This is a genomic window from Haemophilus sp. Marseille-P9675, assembly GCF_916862695.1.
In the GTDB taxonomy this organism is placed as follows: domain Bacteria; phylum Pseudomonadota; class Gammaproteobacteria; order Enterobacterales; family Pasteurellaceae; genus Haemophilus; species Haemophilus haemolyticus_K.
This window is the reverse complement of the sequence record NZ_CAKASP010000001.1, coordinates 16,998-37,625: the sequence shown is the minus strand read 5'-3', so window position 1 is coordinate 37,625 and position 20,628 is coordinate 16,998. Positions and strand designations below refer to the sequence as shown.

General features: G+C 40.0%; 19 protein-coding genes. 9 read left to right on the top strand and 10 right to left on the bottom strand.

Translation table 11 applies throughout. The features are described from left to right. Positions 1–4 precede the first annotated feature (4 nt). The 5 genes from mnmE to rpmH form a co-directional block, all read right to left on the bottom strand. A complete protein-coding gene (mnmE, locus tag LIX50_RS00175) occupies positions 5–1,363 on the bottom strand; it encodes a tRNA uridine-5-carboxymethylaminomethyl(34) synthesis GTPase MnmE (protein WP_048954257.1) in 1,359 nt (452 codons plus the stop codon). 178 nt (positions 1,364–1,541) lie between these two features. Continuing rightward, positions 1,542–3,170, bottom strand: a complete 1,629-nt coding sequence (gene yidC / locus LIX50_RS00170; protein ID WP_048954259.1) for a membrane protein insertase YidC — start codon at positions 3,168–3,170, stop codon at positions 1,542–1,544. Next, positions 3,170–3,430 carry a membrane protein insertion efficiency factor YidD gene (gene yidD, locus LIX50_RS00165; protein ID WP_005631409.1) on the bottom strand — a complete coding sequence of 87 codons (261 nt, stop codon included), beginning with the start codon at positions 3,428–3,430 and terminating at the stop codon, positions 3,170–3,172. The genes yidC and yidD overlap by 1 nt, the downstream gene beginning before the upstream one ends. Then, positions 3,394–3,753 (bottom strand): ribonuclease P protein component, encoded by a 360-nt coding sequence (gene rnpA / locus LIX50_RS00160; RefSeq protein ID WP_032803246.1) that lies wholly within the window; start codon positions 3,751–3,753, stop codon positions 3,394–3,396. Before rnpA ends, yidD begins: the two co-directional genes overlap by 37 nt. Positions 3,754–3,765: 12 nt before the next feature. Continuing rightward, positions 3,766–3,900, bottom strand: coding sequence for a 50S ribosomal protein L34 (gene rpmH, locus LIX50_RS00155; protein WP_005539760.1), 135 nt, complete (start codon positions 3,898–3,900; stop codon positions 3,766–3,768). A gap of 254 nt (positions 3,901–4,154) precedes the next feature. On the opposite strand from rpmH, the gene dnaA reads away from it, so the two are divergent. Genes dnaA through recF form a run of 3 tightly spaced genes read left to right on the top strand, consistent with a single transcriptional unit; the run spans position 4,155 to position 7,713 of the window. After that, entirely contained in the window at positions 4,155–5,519 is a 1,365-nt protein-coding gene (dnaA, locus tag LIX50_RS00150) for a chromosomal replication initiator protein DnaA (RefSeq protein WP_048954261.1), read from the top strand. A gap of 12 nt (positions 5,520–5,531) precedes the next feature. Continuing rightward, on the top strand, positions 5,532–6,632 hold the full coding sequence (dnaN, locus tag LIX50_RS00145) for a DNA polymerase III subunit beta (protein ID WP_226385849.1): 1,101 nt from the start codon (positions 5,532–5,534) through the stop codon (positions 6,630–6,632). A gap of 1 nt (position 6,633) precedes the next feature. Continuing rightward, on the top strand, positions 6,634–7,713 hold the full coding sequence (recF, locus tag LIX50_RS00140; protein ID WP_048954265.1) for a DNA replication/repair protein RecF: 1,080 nt from the start codon (positions 6,634–6,636) through the stop codon (positions 7,711–7,713). A 40-nt stretch (positions 7,714–7,753) separates the two neighbouring features. On the opposite strand, the gene leuD is transcribed toward recF, so the two are convergent. The 4 genes from leuD to leuA all read right to left on the bottom strand — a co-directional run bounded on the left by leuD (position 7,754) and on the right by leuA (position 12,572). Next, positions 7,754–8,356, bottom strand: a complete 603-nt coding sequence (leuD, locus tag LIX50_RS00135) for a 3-isopropylmalate dehydratase small subunit (protein ID WP_048954267.1) — start codon at positions 8,354–8,356, stop codon at positions 7,754–7,756. 10 nt (positions 8,357–8,366) lie between these two features. Further along, a complete protein-coding gene (leuC, locus tag LIX50_RS00130) occupies positions 8,367–9,776 on the bottom strand; it encodes a 3-isopropylmalate dehydratase large subunit (RefSeq protein ID WP_048954269.1) in 1,410 nt (469 codons plus the stop codon). Positions 9,777–9,864: 88 nt separating this feature from the next. Next, positions 9,865–10,941: a 3-isopropylmalate dehydrogenase gene (gene leuB / locus LIX50_RS00125; RefSeq protein ID WP_048954271.1), complete on the bottom strand. Its 1,077-nt coding sequence runs from the start codon at positions 10,939–10,941 to the stop codon at positions 9,865–9,867. Positions 10,942–11,024: 83 nt separating this feature from the next. Further along, positions 11,025–12,572 carry a 2-isopropylmalate synthase gene (gene leuA / locus LIX50_RS00120; protein WP_048954273.1) on the bottom strand — a complete coding sequence of 516 codons (1,548 nt, stop codon included), beginning with the start codon at positions 12,570–12,572 and terminating at the stop codon, positions 11,025–11,027. A gap of 530 nt (positions 12,573–13,102) precedes the next feature. Here leuA and dprA point away from each other — a divergent pair. Next, positions 13,103–14,224, top strand: coding sequence for a DNA-processing protein DprA (gene dprA / locus LIX50_RS00115; protein WP_048954274.1), 1,122 nt, complete (start codon positions 13,103–13,105; stop codon positions 14,222–14,224). Positions 14,225–14,280: 56 nt separating this feature from the next. Here dprA and LIX50_RS00110 read toward each other — a convergent pair whose 3' ends face one another. Beyond that, positions 14,281–14,577, bottom strand: a complete 297-nt coding sequence (locus LIX50_RS00110; RefSeq protein WP_048954276.1) for a cell division protein ZapA — start codon at positions 14,575–14,577, stop codon at positions 14,281–14,283. Between the two features lie 148 nt (positions 14,578–14,725). On the opposite strand from LIX50_RS00110, the gene polA reads away from it, so the two are divergent. The 5 genes from polA (at position 14,726) to LIX50_RS00085 (ending at position 20,614) form a co-directional block, all read left to right on the top strand. Continuing rightward, complete coding sequence (gene polA, locus LIX50_RS00105; RefSeq protein ID WP_048954277.1) at positions 14,726–17,533, top strand: DNA polymerase I; 2,808 nt, start codon at positions 14,726–14,728, stop codon at positions 17,531–17,533. Between the two features lie 11 nt (positions 17,534–17,544). Continuing rightward, positions 17,545–17,859, top strand: coding sequence for a cupin domain-containing protein (locus LIX50_RS00100; RefSeq protein ID WP_048954279.1), 315 nt, complete (start codon positions 17,545–17,547; stop codon positions 17,857–17,859). Between the two features lie 10 nt (positions 17,860–17,869). Further along, positions 17,870–19,174 carry a serine dehydratase subunit alpha family protein gene (locus LIX50_RS00095; RefSeq protein WP_048954280.1) on the top strand — a complete coding sequence of 435 codons (1,305 nt, stop codon included), beginning with the start codon at positions 17,870–17,872 and terminating at the stop codon, positions 19,172–19,174. A gap of 165 nt (positions 19,175–19,339) precedes the next feature. Beyond that, on the top strand, positions 19,340–20,383 hold the full coding sequence (locus LIX50_RS00090; protein ID WP_048954282.1) for a YeeE/YedE family protein: 1,044 nt from the start codon (positions 19,340–19,342) through the stop codon (positions 20,381–20,383). 9 nt (positions 20,384–20,392) lie between these two features. Beyond that, positions 20,393–20,614 (top strand): sulfurtransferase TusA family protein, encoded by a 222-nt coding sequence (locus LIX50_RS00085; RefSeq protein WP_048954284.1) that lies wholly within the window; start codon positions 20,393–20,395, stop codon positions 20,612–20,614. Positions 20,615–20,628: the final 14 nt, after the last annotated feature.

Sequence of the window (20,628 nt, the reverse complement as noted above, 5' to 3'; positions counted from 1 at the left end):
GAAATTATTTTCCAATACAGAAAGAGCTAAAAATATTACCTAGCAAGTCATCAGATGTGAATTCACCTGTAATTTCACTCAAGTAAGTTTGTACTAAGCGTAATTCTTCCGCTAAAAGTTCTCCTGCATGAAATTCAGTAAGTTGAACCAAACCGATTTGCAAATGCTCTGCAGATTTCTCAAGTGCATCTAAATGACGACGACGAGCTAAAAAGCCCCCTTCCATACCAGTTTGAAAACCCATTACTTGTTTCAAATGCTCACGTAAAAGTTGTACACCATCATGCGTTTGAGCGGAAAGACTGATTATTTGATACCCCCCCAGTTCGCTTTCACTTGCTTGTTCGCCATTTAAATCAATTTTGTTTCGAACAATAGTGACAGGCAACGTTGTGGGTAATTTTGCTAAAAATTCTGACCGCACTTTGCTTAAATCTGCACTTTCAGGATCGCTACTATCTAACATCAAAATAATACGATCGGCTTGTTCAATCTCCGTCCATGCGCGAGAAATGCCAATGCGCTCGACTTCATCGGTTGCATCTCGAAGACCCGCAGTATCAATAATATGCAATGGCATGCCGTCAATATGAATATGCTCACGCAATACATCGCGCGTTGTACCCGCAATATCCGTGACGATAGCCGCTTCGCGACCAGCAAGCGCATTAAGCAAGCTCGATTTGCCTGCATTCGGACGACCGGCAATCACCACTTTCATGCCTTCACGTAAAATAGAACCTTGCTTGGCTTCAGAGCGAACATCTTCCAACTGATTAATAATACCGCGTAAGTTTGCTTCAATTTTTCCATCCGCCAAGAAATCAATTTCTTCATCAGGAAAATCAATGCTTGCTTCTACATAGGTGCGCAAATAAATCACAGAATCAACTAGTTCATTTACTTTCTTTGAAAATTCACCTTGCAAAGATTTTAATGCTGAGCGTGCGGCTTGTTCCGATGTTGCATCAATTAAATCCGCAATGGCTTCCGCTTGAGCAAGATCCAATTTATCATTCAGAAAAGCTTGCTCAGAAAACTCACCCGGTCTCGCCAAACGAATTCCATCAATTTGTAAAATACGTTTGAGTAATAAATCTAATACAACCTGCCCACCGTGACCTTGCAACTCTAATATATCCTCACCGGTAAATGAATTTGGTGATTTGAAGTAAAGGGCAATCCCTTGATCTAAAATAGTGCCATCAGCATCCTTAAAAGGGAGATAATCAGCCATTCTTGGCTTAGGACATTTCCCTAACACCGCTTGTGCAACTTCTGTTGCTAAAGGCCCAGAGACTCTTAAAATCCCAATGCCACCACGACCTGGCGCAGTAGCTTGAGCAACGATTGTTTCTTTCATAAAAAACCTATTATCACGTAGAGTAAGCATACTCTAGACTAATCGTAATATTACCCTATTGAGAAAATGTATATATTTACCAACAGCGCTATTACTATCATTAACCGTAGCAATATTTACCACGACTGATAAAACAAAGAAAGGCACTTTTGGTGCCTTTCTTTCCATTCATTTAAGATTATTTCTTACGAGAATGTAATCCCTTTTTCTCTAATCCACGGTAAATCAATTGCTGTTGTGCAATTGTAATTAAGTTAGAAACTAACCAATACAACACTAAACCAGCAGGGAACCATAAGAAGAAGAACATAAACACTAATGGCATAAAGTTCATCACTTTTTGCTGCATTGGATCAGCCACTGGTGTTGGCGACATTTTTTGCAACAAGAACATTGAGATACCCATTAAAATAGGGAAAATATAATAAGGATCTTGTGCTGATAAATCTTGAATCCAACCAAAGAACGGAGCATGGCGTAGTTCAACAGCTTCCATAAATGTCCAATACAATGCAATGAAGATTGGCATTTGAAGAAGAATTGGCAAACAACCACCAAGTGGATTTACTTTTTCTTCTTTATAAAGTTTCATCATTTCTTGGCTCATACGTTGGCGATCATCACCAAAACGCTCACGCATTTCTTGCATTTTAGGTTGCAACATACGCATTTTAGCCATTGAAGTATATTGTGCTTTCGTAAGTGGATACAAAATTGCTTTCACCACGATTGTTACACAGATAATCGCTAAGCCCCAGTTAGATACAATCCCTTGAATAAAGGTTAATAACCAGAATAACGGTTTAGCAATAAACCAAGCCCAACCGTAATCAACTGTTAAATCTAAATGGTTTGCTACGGTAGCCATTTGATTTTGAAGTTTAGGCCCAGTCCATAATGAACTTGTAATCGTCTCTTGACCACCAGCAGGAATTGTCACAACTGGACCACGATAACCGATTGAAGCGACATTATTTTTAGTATCTGTAATTGTGTAAAGTTGATTATTTACATCTTGATTAGGAATCCAGGCAGATACGAAATAATGCTGTAATACTGCAACCCAACCAGCTTTAGTATCAATAGAAAGATTATTATCTTTCATATCGCCAAAACTATATTTTTTATAGTTTGTTTCTGAAGAAGAATATGCGCCACCAGTATAAGTTGGCATTGCGACATTACCAGAGCTTTCAACAATAGAATGTTTTAATTGACCATAAGGCTCTACTTCAATAGCTTGACCACTTTGGTTATCAATCTTGTAATCTACGCCTAAATCATAGCTACCACGTTTTAATACGAAGATTTTTTGATAAGTTACACCATCTTTTTCAAAAAGAAGAGGCACAGAAAGAGATTCTTGACCATCTGCTAATTTAAAATTATCACCTTCAATTTGATATTGCGCACGACCGGAACGAGTATCGATACCGTTTTTACCAATTAAACCACTTTGCGCAATATACACATGTTCTTTGGTGTCTTTTAATAACTCAAACGGTGTTTTTGAATCCAATTCTGCATCATATTTTAATAATTCAGAACTAATTACATCACCGCCTAAAGTATCAACTTTCAAACGAAGTACATCGTTTTCAAGAGTAATAATACGGCCATGAGTTTGAGAATCTGCTACGACTTGTGAATTAGAAGAAGGAGAACTTGCCGGAACATCAGAATTGGCTGTCATTGAAGTTGTTTGCTCAGTTGGCACTTGTGGATTTTTATCCAACTGCCATTGCTGATAAACAAGGAAAGAAATAAAAATTAGCGCTAACACTAATAGGCTACGTCTTGAGTCCATTATTTTTTCTCATCGTTATTATTGATTTTAGGTGGAACAGGATCGAATCCACCAGCGTTCAAGGGGTGACATTTTAATACACGTTTTAGAGTAAGCCAACTACCTTTTAACAATCCATGTGTTTTTAACGCTTCAATGCCATAGCAAGAACAAGTGGGCACAAACCGACAACGAGGCCCGATAAGAGGACTAATAACAAGTTGATAGAAACGAATAAATCCAATTAAGATTTTTGCACCAAACGAATGTGTCGTTGCCATAATTTTTCTAAGATTTGCACAAAAGAGCTATTATCAAGCTTACCAATACCACCTTTTGCAACAAAAACAAAATCACATGCTGGTAAACGATGTTGCGATAAACGAAAACTTTCTCGTACTAAGCGTTTAATACGATTACGATCATGGGCTCGTTTTAAGTGTTTTTTAGCCACAGTCAAACCTAAGCGAGGATGCTCAAGATTATTTTTTCTGGCAAGGATGGTTATTTCTGGAGTGCTAGCTCTGAACGGTTGTTCGAAGACATTTTTGAATTGAACGGGAGTTAACAAACGTAACTCCCTTGAAAAGTTCAGCTTAACCACTAAGAACGGTGATTATGCAGATAAACTTTTACGACCTTTAGCACGACGACGCGCTAAAACTTGACGGCCATTTTTAGTTGCCATACGAGCACGGAAACCGTGAGTACGACTACGTTTTAATACAGAAGGTTGAAATGTACGTTTCATTGTAATCTACCTAAATCCAGATTATAAGTTAATAAAAATAGAGCGCAATTTTAATCATAAAATACGCGTTCGTCAAATAAGAAACGGAAATTTTTCGGGAAAAACTCTCGAACTTCCAAAATCGGGGGGATTATACGGATTTTTGTATAAATCTCAAGCCGATTTTTTAGAAGATCTTTCCACGCATTTATTGTAAAATCTCCGCCAATTTTTACCGCACTTTTCTCTATTACAAAAACAACAAGGATCCTTTTGTGAATCTCTCAAATCTTTGGCAAAGTTGCCTGTTACAACTTCAAGATCAAGTTTCGGCCAGCGATCTTAGCACTTGGCTTCGTCCTTTACAGGCTGATGTGGTGGCGGATAACCACATTGTTCTATATGCTTCTAATATGTTTGTGAAAGGTTGGGTAGAAACTCATTATCTCGCACAAATCCAGCAAATTTGTCAAACACTTGCACAAAATTCTGAACTTCGCATTTCTTTAAAAGAAGGGGTCAAGCCTACACCCAAAGTAGTGGACAGTGCACCAAGTGGCAATCCTAAAACAGAAAGTGCGGTAGATTTTCAAGCTGAATCTAGTGCTTCAATAAAATTTGAATCTCATCTAAATACTAAACACTTATTTGATAACTTTGTTGAAGGTAAATCGAACCAACTCGCACGTGCAGTCGGTCAAAAACTTGCTCAAGCACCAGGCGAACCTTCGGCCAATCCTTTCTTTTTATATGGTGGTACAGGCTTAGGTAAAACTCACTTGTTACACGCGATTGGCAACGGCATTTTAGCCAATAAACCAAATGCACGTGTACTTTATATTCACGCAAATAACTTTATGCAACATATGGTAAAAGCAGTGCGTGATAATAAAATGGATCAGTTCAAAAAATTCTATCGTTCTCTTGATGCGCTTTTAGTGGATGATATTCAATTTTTTGCTGAAAAAGAAAAAACTCAAGAAGAATTCTTCCATATATTCAATAACTTATTTGAAACTGGTCGCCAAATTATCTTAACATCAGATCGTTATCCTAAAGAAATTGAAAAAATTGAAGAACGTTTAAAATCACGTTTTGGCTGGGGCTTAACAACAGCTATTGAGCCGCCCGATCTTGAAACGCGTGTAGCGATTTTATTGAAAAAGGCGGAAGAACATAATATGAACTTGCCAGAAGAAGTTGCTTTCTTCATTGCTCAACGCTTGCGTACCAACGTGCGTGAACTCGAAGGGGCGTTAAATCGCGTGAAAGCAATGCAAGACTTCAAAGGTGGCGACATTGATATTGATTTCGTGCGTGATACCTTAAAAGATATTTTGGCTCTACAGGAACGCTTGGTTACCATTGAAAATATTCAAAAAGTGGTGGCTGAATATTATCGAATTAAGGTTTCAGATTTAAAATCAAAAAGTCGTGCACGCTCGGTGACTCGTCCTCGTCAAATTGCAATGGCATTAGCAAAAGAATTAACAAACCGCAGTTTACCTGAAATCGGTCGTGCATTTGACCGTGATCACACGACCGTATTAAACGCTTGTCGCGAAGTACCAAAGTTCCGCGAGCAAGACAATAGCATTCAAGAAGATTGGGCGAATTTGATCCGCACTTTGTCCGCATAAAAGGAGAACGAAATGCAATTTAGTATTTCAAGAGAAAATTTATTAAAACCGTTGCAACAAGTATGTGGCGTATTGAGTAGTCGTCCAAACATTCCTGTATTAAACAATGTGTTGTTGCAAATTGAAGACAATAGATTGACTATCACAGGCACAGATTTAGAAGTTGAACTCTCTAGTCAAACTCAGCTTTCATCGTCTTCTGAAAATGGCACCTTTACAATTCCAGCAAAAAAATTCTTAGATATTTGCCGCACTTTATCTGATGATTCAGAAATCACGGTTACTTTTGAAGAAGATCGTGCATTAGTGCAGTCTGGGCGTAGCCGTTTTACACTCACAACTCAACCAGCAGAAGAATATCCAAACCTCACGGATTGGCAGTCTGAAGTAGATTTTGAACTACCGCAAAATACCTTGCGCCGTTTAATTGAAGCCACTCAATTTTCCATGGCAAACCAAGATGCGCGCTATTTCTTAAATGGCATGAAGTTTGAAACAGAAGGCAATTTATTGCGTACTGTGGCGACAGATGGTCATAGACTTGCTGTCTGTACTATCTCACTTGAACAAGAATTACAAAATCATTCTGTGATTTTACCGCGTAAAGGCGTGTTAGAACTTGTTCGCTTATTAGAAACAAGCGATGAACCCGCGCGTTTACAAATCGGTACCAACAATTTACGTATTCATCTAAAAAACATTGTATTTACATCAAAATTAATTGATGGTCGTTTCCCCGACTATCGCCGAGTGCTGCCTCGTAACGCAACGAAAATTGTCGAAGGCAGCTGGGAAATCCTTAAACAAGCCTTTGTTCGCGCATCAATCTTATCGAATGAGCGTGTGCGTAGCGTACGTTTAAACTTAAGCGAAAACCAACTAAAAATTACCGCCTCCAACACCGAACATGAAGAAGCGGAAGAAATCGTCGATGTAAATTACAATGGCGAAGAATTAGAAGTGGGCTTTAATGTCACCTATATTCTTGATGTTTTAAATGCGCTTAAATGCAATCAAGTTCGCATGCGCTTAACTGATCCCTCTTCCAGTTGCTTAATCGAAAACTGCGAAGATAGCAGTAGCGAATATGTAATTATGCCAATGCGTTTATAATATGGCGATTTCGCGCTTACTGGTAGAAAAATTTCGTAACTTAACAGCCGTGGATCTTAATTTTGATCCCGGCTTTAACTTTTTGGTCGGTAACAATGGCAGCGGGAAAACGAGCTTATTGGAAGCAATTTTTTATCTTGGTCACGGACGCTCATTCAAAAGTGCGGTAACAAATCGCATCATTTCTTACGACGAACCTCACTTTACTCTATTTGGACAAATCCAAGAAAGCCAACATCAATGGTCAGTGGGGTTACAAAAACTTCGTCAAGGCAATACGTTAGTAAAAATTAACGGCGAAGATGGCAATAAAATTTCCGATCTTGCTCATCTTTTACCAATGCAATTAATCACCCCAGAAGGCTTAACCTTACTGAATGGTGGGCCAAGTTATCGTCGAGCATTTTTGGATTGGGGACTGTTTCACCATCAAACAAGTTTTTATGCTGCCTGGAGCAACCTTAATCGATTACTCAAACAAAGAAATGCAGCGCTTGCACAAAATCAGCCCTACTCCGCTATTAAAGTTTGGGATGTCGAGCTTGCCAAACTCGCTCATCAAGTGAGTCAATGGCGTGCCGACTATGCAGAAGCACTACGCCCTGAAATCGAGCAAACTTGCCAACTTTTCCTCCCTGAATTAGAAATTAATGTCAGCTTTCATCAAGGATGGGAAAAAAATACAGATTACGCAGAGGTTCTTGAGCAAAATTTTGAACGAGATCGTGCCTTAAATTACACATTTTCTGGACCTCAAAAAGCTGATTTTCGTTTCAAAGCACAGGGATTACCGGTGGAAGATGTACTTTCTCGTGGACAACTTAAACTTTTAATGTGCGCATTGAGACTGGCTCAAGGCGAGCATTTAATGAAAGAAAAGCAACGCCATTGTATTTTTTTAATCGATGATTTTGCATCGGAATTGGATCAATATAAGCGAGCATTATTAGCAGAACGATTACAACAAAGCGGTTCACAAGTGTTTGTTACCGCCATTACTCAAGAACAATTAAAAGAGATGCAAGTCGAAAACAGAAAAATGTTTTCAGTCGATAATGGAATCATTAAAACGTTAGATTAGATCAAAAAGTACGGTGAAAAATCACCGCACTTTTATCTTTTTAGCGCAAGAACGCTGGGATGTTTTTCTCGTATTCTGAGATTTTGTCTTCGTGTTGAAGGGTTAAACCAATATTATCCAAGCCGTTTAACAAACAATGACGGCGGAATTCATCCAGTTCAAAGTGATAGACTTTGTCACCTACGGTTACGGTCATCGCTTCTAAATCCACATGGATTTGTTTGCCTTCATTTGCCCACACCCATTGGAAAATTTCTTCTACTTCTTCTTCGCTTAAACGAATCGGTAACATGTGGTTATTTAAGCTGTTGTTGTAGAAAATATCCGCAAAACTTGGTGCGATCATTACTTTGAAACCGTAATCGGCTAATGCCCAAGGTGCATGTTCACGAGACGAACCACAGCCTAGGTTTTTACGTGCTAATAAAATGGTCGCGCCTTGATATTGTGGATAATTCAATACGAAATCAGGGTTTGGCTTGGTGCCTTCTACATCCAAATAACGCCATTCATGGAATAAGTGTTTACCGAAACCCACGCGGGTAATGGCTTGTAAAAATTGTTTTGGAATAATCGCATCAGTATCCACGTTTGCCGCATCCAATGGCACTACTAGGCCTGAAAGTTGTTTAAATCCTGCCATTTTCTGCTCCTTAGTTTAATGTTACGTCACGAATATCAACGAATTTACCGAACATTCCCGCAGCCGCTGCCATCGCAGGGCTCACCAAGTGAGTTCGTCCATTACGGCCTTGGCGACCTTCAAAGTTACGATTTGAAGTAGAAGCACAACGTTCCCATTCACCTAAACGGTCATCGTTCATTCCTAAGCACATTGAACAACCTGGATTACGCCATTCAGCACCTGCCTCAATAAAGATTTTATCCAAGCCTTCTTTTTCCGCTTGTTCTTTCACTAAACCGGAACCTGGTACCACTAAAATCCGTTTTACATTGTCGGCTTTTTTACGACCTTTCATCACTGCCGCTGCTGCGCGTAAATCTTCAATGCGCGAGTTGGTGCAAGATCCGATAAATACTTGATCAACTTTAACTTCTTTTAAATTAGTGCCAGCTTCTAAGCCAATATAATGTAAGGCTTTTTCCGCCGAAGCACGCTGTACAGGATCTGCCATTTCTTGCGGATTTGGTACGGTTTCATTCACAGAAATAACCTGCCCCGGGTTGGTACCCCAAGTTACTTGTGGTGCGATGTTTTTTGCTTCTAATGTTACCACCGTATCAAATTTTGCATCGTCATCAGATTTTAAGGTTTTCCAATAAGCAACAGCATCATCCCAATCTTTACCTTTCGGTGCGTGCGGACGACCTTTTAAGTATTCGAAAGTGGTTTCATCTGGTGCGATTAAGCCGGCTTTCGCGCCCATTTCAATCGCCATATTACAAACGGTCATACGGCCTTCCATAGAAAGATCACGAATCGCTTCGCCACAGAATTCCACTACATGGCCTGTACCGCCCGCCATAGTGGTTTTGCCGATAATGGCAAGAATAATGTCTTTGGCGGTAATGCCCGGTGCCACCTTGCCACGCACTTCAATTTTCATGCTTTTGGCGCGAGCTTGTTTTAAGGTTTGTGTGGCTAATACGTGTTCTACTTCGGAGGTGCCGATACCAAATGCCAAAGCACCAAATGCTCCGTGGGTGGCTGTGTGGGAATCACCACAAACAATTGTCATACCCGGTAAGGTTAATCCTTGTTCAGGCCCCATCACATGTACGATTCCCTGCTCTTTCGTTGTCATATCAAATAATTTAATACCCGTCGCTTTGGTGTTTTTATCAAGTTCTAACACTTGGATTTTCGCTTGTCCTTCAAGTTTGTTCACATCGCGTACTTGAGTAGAAATGCTGTGATCCATTGTGCCGAAAGTTTTATTCACTTGACGCACTTGGCGCCCCGCAACACGTAGCCCATCAAAAGCTTGCGGACTGGTTACTTCATGGATTAAATGACGGTTGATATACAAAATCGGCGTTTCGCCCTCTGCTTCATACACAATGTGCGAATCAAATAATTTTTCGTAAAGTGTTTTTGCCATAATATTTCTCAATTCGTTAGAGGCTTTTGTTAGGGTAAGTGCGGTTAAAATCCGAGGTATTTTTGAACCGCACTTTCATTGTTTTTTATTAGATTGCGTTAGCAATCAATGTGCCCATTTCCGCAGTTGAAACAGGTGTAGAGTCATCGGCTAAATCACCCGTACGGTGACCTTTTGCTAAGACTTTTTGTACCGCATTTTCAATGGCATCTGCGGCTTCGTTTAAGTTGAAGCTGTAACGCAGCATCATTGCCGCAGAAAGAATTTGTGCGATTGGATTAGCAATGCCTTTGCCTGCAATATCTGGAGCGGAACCGCCAGCCGGTTCATATAGGCCGAAACCTTCTTCGTTTAAGCTAGCGGATGGCAACATCCCCATAGAACCCGTGATCATCGCTGCTTCATCAGAAATAATATCGCCAAAAATGTTAGAGCAGAGTAGCACATCGAAAGACTCAGGCGCTTTGATTAACTGCATGGTCGCGTTGTCGATATAGATATGCTCTAAGGTGACTTCTGGATATTCTTTTGCAATTTCTGTCACGGTTTCACGCCATAAAATAGAAGACTGTAATACGTTCGCTTTATCCACAGAAGTGACTTTTTTATTGCGCTTCATTGCTGCCTCAAAAGCAGCTCTAGCAATACGCTCGATTTCATATTTGTAATACACTTCCGTATCAAATGCTTTGGTTTGTGCGCCTTCGCCCTCACGGCCTTTAGGCTGACCGAAATAAATTCCGCCTGTTAATTCACGAACCACCACCATATCAAAACCTTTCGCAGCAATATCAGCACGTAATGGACAGAATTTTTCGAGTCCTTTATAAAGGGTAGCAGGGCGGAGATTGCAGAATAATTTGAAATGTTTACGCAATGGTAACAATGCACCGCGTTCTGGTTGTTGATCCGGTGGTAAATTTGTCCATTTTGGGCCACCAACAGAACCAAACAAAATCGCATCAGCCTCATCACAACCTTTTAAGGTTTCTGCCGGTAATGGGCAACCGCAGTGATCAATTGCAGCGCCGCCTACATAAAATTCATTGAAGTTAAGTTTAAAACCGAATTTTTCTTGGACTTTGTTTAATACTTTAATGGCTTCAGCCATCACTTCCGGACCGATACCGTCTCCTGGTAGAACTGCGATGTTGTATGATTGCATATTGTTTTTCCTATTTCAGTCACACTAAAGTGCGGTTAATTTTTTCATATTTTCTCCCCTCTTTTATAAAGAGGGGAATTGGGTTAATGATATTTGTGGCTTTTAATATCGGCGACTTTATGCGCTCGATAAATCGCATTGATCGCGTGGACTAAAGCAAGTGCAGAAGATTCAACGATGTCTGTCGCTAAACCAACACCATGGAATTTACGGCCTTCATGTTCCACCACAATATCCACCTGACCTAAGGCTTCTGCGCCTTCGCCTTTGGCGGTTAAGTTATAGTGAGACATTTTGATTTCTAAGCCAGTTAAATTTAAGATGGCGTTGTAAACGGCATCCACTGGGCCATTGCCGCCAATTGAAGACGTACTTAATTTCTCGCCATCCAACTTCAATTGAACAAAGGCTGTTGCTGGATATTCTTTCGTTGAATGAGCAGAAAGTTTATCTAATACTAAACGATCTTCATCACCTTGTTGCATATCAATAAACGCCAATGCTTCCAAATCATAATCAAACACTTGACCTTTTTTATCGGCTAATTTTAAGAAGGCATCGTACAATTTATCCAAATCGTAATCTTGTTCGTTATAGCCCATATCCGTCATATGACCTTTTACCGCTGCACGACCAGAACGTGCAGTTAAATTCAATTTTTCTTTTTTCAAACCGATCGTTTCTGGAGACATGATTTCGTAGGTATTTTTGTTTTTCAACATACCATCTTGATGGATGCCAGAAGAGTGCGCAAAAGCATTTGAACCCACAATGGCTTTATTCGGCTGAATCGGCATATTGCAAAGCTGGCTAACCATTTGACTCACACGATGAATTTCTTGAGTATTGATACGAGTATCTACACCCATAAATTCTTGGCGAACTTTCATTGCCATCACCACTTCTTCCAAGGCGGTATTGCCTGCGCGCTCGCCGATACCGTTGATAGTACATTCAATTTGACGCGCACCATTTTGTACTGCAGTTAAAGAATTAGCGGTTGCCATACCTAAGTCATTATGGCAATGCACAGAAATCACAGCTTTATCGATATTTGGCACGCGATTGCGCACTTGAGCAATAATGTTGCCGTATTCATTTGGTAAACAAAAACCTACTGTATCGGGAATATTTACTGTAGTTGCACCTGCATTGATTGCGGCTTCTACAATTCGGCAGATATTATCAATACCTGTACGGCCGGCATCTTCGCAAGAAAACTCAACATCATCCGTATAATTACGTGCGCGTTTCACTGCTGCAACTGCCATTCCTACCACATCATCAAAAGAACGTTTTAATTTCGCTTCAACGTGCAATGCGGAACTTGCAATAAATGTATGAATACGGAATGCTTCAGCGACTTTCAATGCCTCGTATGCGGCATCAATGTCTTTATCTACAGCTCGAGATAACGCGGCAACACGAGAATTTTTGATATGACGCGCAATGGTTTGAACAGACTCAAAATCTCCTTGAGAAGAAACGGGGAACCCCACTTCCATTACATCCACGCCTAAACGTTCAAGTGCTAAAGCAATCTGTAATTTCTCTTTTACCGTCAAACTTGCTTTTAATGCCTGTTCCCCATCACGCAAAGTCGTATCAAAAATAATAACGCGATCTATCATAATTTATATCCTTCTTAAATCACTCCGAAAGTGCGGCGCATTTTCCTGTATTTTTTAGACAAAAAACCCGCAGCTTATAAAGTGCGGGTTTAAAATTGGGTATTTACATCTGATGTTTTTCATCCACAACTTAGCCGCACACAAAATGTGAGAGCAGCAGGTTGAGAGATAAAGAAACAATACGAGACATAAATAAAAATCCTTCTGTGTAAAACACTTTTCATATTACGAATAAAAAACTGGCTGTCAAACTATTTTTTAGCGTTTTATATCAAAAACAATCATCTCAACACAAAACAAAATATACATTTAACTAATAAATTCAAAATAAAAAGAATATTCAACCAAGTAGATTATAATCGGCAAATTTTTATTATTGAATTTTCTACATTTTCAAAATAAGAAAAATTTTGCAATTTTTTACTCATCAAAAAGAATTTTTGCGATCTATATCGCAAAATGCTTTCAAGTTAATCGTTTCTTTCACTCGTTTTTTCCATACTAAATTTTCAAATCAAAAAGGAAAAAGCATGCACGATATTACTTACACGCTACTCCGCCTAATGCAAGTCCCTAAACTTGGCGGAGTGGGCATTGATAAAATTTTATCCAATATTACGCTAGATGAGTTGCTCAATTATGATGATGTTGCTTTTCGACAAATGGGATGGGGAGCCATTCAAATTCGTCGTTGGTTCAAGCCTGAAACAAAATTTATTGAGCCAGCGCTAGAGTGGTCACAAAAAGAGGGAAATCATTTGGTGAATTATTTTTCCCCTTTTTACCCCTTTCTATTGAAACAGATAGCGAGCTTTCCTCCTCTGCTATTTGTAAAAGGAAATTTAACCGCACTTTCACAACGTCAAATTGCTATGGTGGGAAGTCGCTACTGCACAGCTTATGGTGAATATTGGGCTAAATATTTTGCTACGGAACTTTCATTGGCTGGCTTTACGATTACCAGTGGACTTGCGTTGGGAATAGATGGGCATTGCCATCAAGCAGTTGTTGATATTCAAGGACAAACCATTGCAGTTTTAGGAAGCGGATTAGAACAAATTTATCCCGTAAAGCATCGAAAACTTTCAGAACTCATTTTGCAAAACAACGGTACATTAGTTTCTGAGTTTTTACCAAACCAAGCACCAATTGCGATAAACTTCCCTCGTCGTAATAGGATTATTAGCGGGCTTTCGGTTGGGACATTAGTGGTTGAAGCCACGGAAAAAAGCGGCTCTCTGATTACCGCTCGGTATGCATTGGAACAAAACCGAGAGGTTTTTGCTGTGCCAGGCAATATTCAAAGTGAATTTAGCCAAGGTTGTAATCGTCTCATTAAACAAGGCGCAATGTTGGTGGAAAATGCAAAGGATATTTTGGAAACCCTCTACCAACATTCGATCCATAGCCAAACTGAAATCGATTTTGACCAGATCGCAGTGCCTAATTACACGCCACCACCCGATCCTCGCCGATTAGTAGAAGCACCAAGTCACCCGAAACTTTACTCGCGTATCGGTTACACGCCTGTGAGCATTGATGATTTAGCTGAAGAATTTAACTTGAGTGTCGATGTTTTACTTGTTCAGTTGCTCGATCTTGAATTGCAAGATTTAATTTTGAATGAAAATGGACTATACAAGCGTGTCTAACGCTATAAAAAACGGCTGAAAATCATTAAATTTTCAGCCACAATTAATCACTGATTTTATTCTTTTAATACTCGAACACTTCCTAAAGAATGATCCAATTGCTGGATTTTCGTTCTCAACACATCTTCTATTTGTAGTGTTTTATTCTTTTCTTGTGTTAATTCAAAACTCAAATTGAGAGCCACAATCGAAAGCACACGATCAAGCTGAATAAGGCCTGTCTTTTCTTTCATTTCGGAAACCAATATATCTAAATTACGCGCAGCTTGGCGCAGTAATTCTTCTTGTTCAACGGGCACGTTTAAACGCAAGACCTGACCCAAAACTAAAATTTCGACCAATTTTAACGACATTTGATTTCCTTAAATTAAATATTTGAGTGGTTGATATTATGCCATAGCAAAAAACGTTCGTCACAAATTTTACATTGAATCCGCCGTTCGCTCATCACCATAAATTACGCTATAATGCCCGCATTTTTCAGTTTAAAACGAGATTTTTATGGCCCAAATTGCAACAAATCCGCTTGTGCTAGTGGATGGTTCTTCTTATTTATATCGTGCATTTCATGCCTTTCCTCCTTTAACTAATGCCGCAGGTGAGCCAACAGGTGCGATGTATGGCGTTTTAAATATGTTAAAAAGCCTCATCTCACAAGTGCAGCCCACTCATATAGCTGTTGTTTTTGATGCAAAAGGGAAAACATTTCGTGATGAAATGTTTGAACAATATAAATCTCACCGTCCACCAATGCCTGATGATTTACGCAAACAAATTCAGCCTTTGCACGATATGATTCGTGCACTGGGGATTCCGCTTTTAGTGGTGGAAGGGGTTGAAGCTGATGATGTGATCGGCACTCTCGCACTACAAGCATCGCGTTTGGGTAAAAAAGTGCTCATTAGTACTGGCGATAAAGATATGGCACAGTTAGTTGATGACAATATTATGCTCATCAACACCATGAATAATAGCTTATTGGATCGCGAGGGCGTGATTGAAAAATACGGTATTCCACCTGAACTCATTATTGATTATCTAGCACTCATGGGCGATAGTGCAGATAATATTCCGGGCGTTGCTGGCGTTGGCGAAAAAACCGCTCTTGGTTTACTGCAAGGTATCGGAAGTATGGCTGAAATTTATGCCAATCTTGAGAAAGTAGCAGAATTGCCAATTCGTGGGGCGAAAAAACTAGGTGAAAAATTATTGGCAGAAAAAACTAATGCCGATCTTTCTTATACATTAGCAACCATCAAAACAGATGTTGAACTTAACGTGACAACAGATGAATTGTTGCTTGGAGAAAGCAAAAACGATCAACTTATTGAATATTTTGCTCGCTACGAATTTAAACGCTGGCTTAATGAAGTGATAAATGGCGCAGACTCCATAACCCAAACCGGTGAACAACCAGTGAAAATGAACCAGTATCAGGCGACATCACCAGCTCAAAATTCGGTGGGAAATAGTGCGGTGGAGAACGCGCCTAAAATTCAAATCGATCGTACAAAATATGAAACCTTGCTCACTCAAACAGATTTAACGCGCTGGATTGAAAAACTCAATGCAGCAAAACTCATTGCAGTCGATACTGAAACAGACAGTCTTGATTATATGTCTGCAAATTTAGTAGGTATCTCTTTTGGTCTTGAAAATGGCGAAGCAGCTTATTTACCATTGCAATTAGATTATTTGGATGCACCAAAAACACTCGAAAAATCGACCGCACTTGCGGCTATCAAACCAATTTTAGAAAATCCTGACATTCACAAAATTGGACAAAATATTAAATTTGATGAAAGTATTTTTGCCCGTCATGGCATTGAATTACAAGGTGTTGAATTTGATACGATGTTGCTTTCTTATACGCTAAATAGTACGGGTCGTCATAATATGGACGATTTAGCTAAACGTTATTTAGGGCATGAGACTATCGCATTTGAAAGCATTGCAGGAAAAGGGAAAGGTCAGCTTACGTTTAATCAAATTCCATTAGAACAAGCCACAGAATACGCGGCAGAAGATGCTGATGTGACAATGAAATTACAGCAAGCGCTGTGGTTGAAACTGCAAGAAGAACCAACACTTGTTGAATTATATAAAACAATGGAATTACCATTACTTCATGTGCTTTCTCGTATGGAACGCTCAGGCGTTTTGATTGATAGTGATGCCCTCTTTATACAATCTAACGAAATTGCTGCAAGATTAACCGCACTTGAGGAACAAGCTTACGCATTAGCAGGTCAGCCATTTAATTTGGCCTCCACCAAACAATTACAAGAAATTTTGTTCGATAAACTTGGACTACCTGTTTTACAAAAAACGCCAAAAGGTGCGCCATCAACGAATGAAGAAGTATTGGAAGAATTAGCCTATAGCCACGAATTACCAAAAATTTTGGTCGAACATCGTGGGTTGAGCAAACTCAAATCCACTTACACGGATAAACTGCCTCAAATGGTCAATTCACAAACAGGCCGAGTACATACTTCTTACCATCAAGCAGTCACGGCAACAGGGCGTTTATCATCAAGTGATCCAAACCTACAAAATATTCCAATTCGGAATGAAGAAGGTCGTCGTATTCGACAAGCATTTATCGCACGTGAAGGTTATTCTATTGTCGCCGCTGACTATTCTCAAATCGAGTTACGTATTATGGCGCATCTTTCGGGCGATCAAGGTTTAATTAACGCCTTCTCTCAGGGCAAGGATATTCACCGATCCACGGCTGCTGAAATTTTCGGTGTATCATTAGATGAAGTCTCCAGTGAGCAACGTCGCAATGCTAAAGCGATTAATTTCGGCTTAATTTATGGAATGTCTGCCTTTGGACTTTCACGTCAACTGGGAATTTCCCGTCCAGATGCACAAAAATACATGGATTTATATTTCCAACGCTACCCTGGCGTACAGCAATTTATGACCGATATCCGTGAAAAAGCGAAAGCACAAGGCTATGTGGAAACGCTATTTGGTCGCCGTTTATATTTACCTGATATTAATTCTAGCAACGCAATGCGTCGTAAAGGGGCTGAACGTGTAGCAATTAATGCACCGATGCAAGGCACGGCTGCAGATATTATTAAACGAGCGATGATTAAAATTGATGAAGTAATCCGTCACGATCCAGATATTGAAATGATTATGCAAGTACATGATGAATTAGTGTTTGAAGTGCGGTCAGAAAAAGTAGAATTTTTCCGTGAGCAAATTAAACAACACATGGAAGCCGCTGCTGAATTAGTCGTTCCATTGATTGTGGAAGTGGGTGTTGGACAAAATTGGGATAAAGCGCACTAAGGAATTTAATCATGAATAAAGTTATTAAAAGTCGCCACTTTACGGCAGAACGTGCTTGGGGAGCCCTCGATATTACCAATATGAATGGTATTTCCGTGCGTCTTCACTGGACAGATAAACCTTACAAATGGCATATCAATGACGGTGAAGAAGTCTTTGCAGTGATGGATGGTACGGTCGAAATGCGCTACAAAGAAAATGGCCAAGAGAAAGCCGTATTGCTCCATACGGGTGATATTTTTTATGCGAGTATCGGTACCGAACATGTAGCTCATCCACAAGGCGAAGCGCGTATATTAGTCATAGAGAAAGAAGACAGTATTTAAAAAGAATTTTATGAATCAAGAAAGACTTAACAAAATTGAAAAACCATTACTCCACATCGTTAAACATGATGTTGTGCCAGCCCTAGGCTGTACTGAACCCATTTCTCTTGCGCTCGCATCTGCTACAGCGGCGAAATATTTGGGCAAAACACCTGAACGCATTGAAGCTAAAGTCTCACCTAATCTCATGAAAAATGGATTGGGTGTTGCAGTGCCAGGAACAGGTATGGTGGGATTACCTATTGCTGCGGCAATTGGCGCATTGGGCGGTGACCCTGAGGGTAAGTTAGAAGTGTTAAAGCACATCACGCCAGAGCAAGTTATTGCCGCCAAGACTATGCTTGAACAAAAATTAGTGAGTGTAGATATTCATCAAACCGAACATATTTTATATTCAGAATCAACATTGTTTGCCGATAATGATTACGTGAAAGTCGCAATTCAAGATCAACACACTAACATCATTTTGATTGAAAAAAATGGCGAGGTCATTTTTGAGAAAGAACACGATGAATGTAATGATTGCGATCCTTATGATATTTTCAAACAGGTGAGTGCACGTGAAATCTTTGAATTTTCTTGTGAAGTTGAGCTCGATAAAATCCGCTTTATCGGACAAGCTGCTGCGCTCAATCGTGCACTATCTAACGAAGGATTACGGGAAAATTACGGCCTACACATTGGTAGAACGTTACGTAAACAAGTTGGTAGCGGTTTAATGTCAGATGATTTACTCAGCAAAATCATGATTGAAACTACCGCAGCCTCCGATGCCCGTATGGGTGGAGCCACATTGCCAGCAATGAGCAATTCTGGTTCAGGTAACCAAGGGATTGCCGCTACTATGCCAGTAGTTGTAGTCGCCGATTATTTAAACGTGAGTGAAGAAAAATGCCTTCGAGCGCTCTTCTTATCACATTTAATGGCCATCTATATCCACAGTAAATTACCCAAACTGTCTGCCCTTTGCGCAGTAACAACCGCATCAATGGGAAGCTGTGCGGGTATCGCCTATTTGCTTACAGGTAAATTTGAAACGGTAAGTATGGGCATTTGTAGCATGATTGGTGACATCAGCGGAATCATCTGCGATGGTGCATCCAATAGCTGTGCAATGAAAGTCTCCACCAGCGTGGCTTCAGGCTATAAATCAGTACTTATGGCAATGGACGAAACCCATGTTACGGGCAATGAAGGTATCGTTGAGCATGATCTCGATCGCACTATCGATAATCTATGCTCAATTGCTTCTAAGAGTATGCACCACATCGATCGCCAAGTAATTGAAATTATGGTGAGTAAACCCTGCCCTTAACACTAAGATAACTTACGACAAAGTGCGGTCAGAAAACACTAAATTTTTTGACCGAACTTTTTTTATATCAAAAAAACATATTTTCTAGCTAAAAGTTATTGGCGCTACCTTCTTATTTTTTTAGAAAATACCGACCTACTTAGTTCTAAAATAGAAGGAATATTTATGCTTTTAACCGGATTACTTTGCGGAATTTTACTCGGATTTGTGATGCAGCGTGGGCGCTTTTGTATTACTGGCGCATTTCGCGATATGTATGTCACCAAAAATAACAAAATGTTTGTAGCCCTTTTATTGGCGATTACCGTGCAATCTATTGGTTTCTTTCTCTTAAAAGAAATCGGTATATTAAATGTGGATCCGGCTGAAAATTTTGCTTTTCTAGCCGTGATTATCGGTGCCTTTGTGTTTGGTATCGGCATTGTTCTTGCTGGCGGTTGTGCAACAGGCACATGGTACCGAGCTGCAGAAGGCTTAGTCGGCAGTTGGGTCGCCTTATTCACTTATATGTTATTAAGCGCCATCATGCGTACTGGCCCATTAGGGGAATTCAATAAAACCTTACGCAGTATCAATATTGAACAACGCAATATTTACGATACATTCGGTATTTCACCTTGGTGGTTAGTCGCATTATTAACTTTAGTGACGGCTTTCTATGTATACAAACACCTAAGCAAACCAAGCGTAAAAGTCGCGGCATTAAAACCAAAGAAAACGGGGCTTCCTCACTTATTATTTGAGAAACGCTGGCACCCATTTTTCTCTGCCGTATTAATCGGATTAATCGCACTTGCGGCTTGGCCACTCAGTGTTGCTACTGGTCGTGAATTTGGACTCGGGATCACTGGACCATCAGCCAATATCATGCAATTCCTCGTTACTGGAGACAATAAATTTATAAATTGGGGCGTATTCTTGGTCTTAGGGATTTTTATCGGGTCATTCATCGGCGCGAAAGCAAGCAATGAATTTCGTGTCCGTGTACCAGATGCCACCACAATTTTACGTAGCGGACTCGGCGGTATTCTCATGGGTATTGGCGCAACCCTTGCAGGTGGCTGTTCCATCGGTAACGGTTTAGTCGAAACTGCCTTTTTCTCTTGGCAAGGCTGGGTGTCATTGCCATTGATGATTCTCGGCACTTGGGTGGCCGCCTACTTCACCATTATCCGTCCACAACGTTTAAAATTAGCAAAAGCATCATAAGGAGTTTATATGATAGTTAAATTACCAACACTTGGCCTTGTTTGCCCCTTTCCTCTCGTTGAAGCCAAGGAAGCAATGGCTAAGTTAAATAAAGGCGATAGCCTAGAAATTGAATTTGACTGCACCCAAGCTACTGAAGCTATCCCTGCTTGGGCGGCAGAAGAAGGTTATGAAGTAACAAACTTCGAACAAATTGATGATGCAAAATGGTCAATTACGGTGATTAAATAATAAAAAAGTGCGGT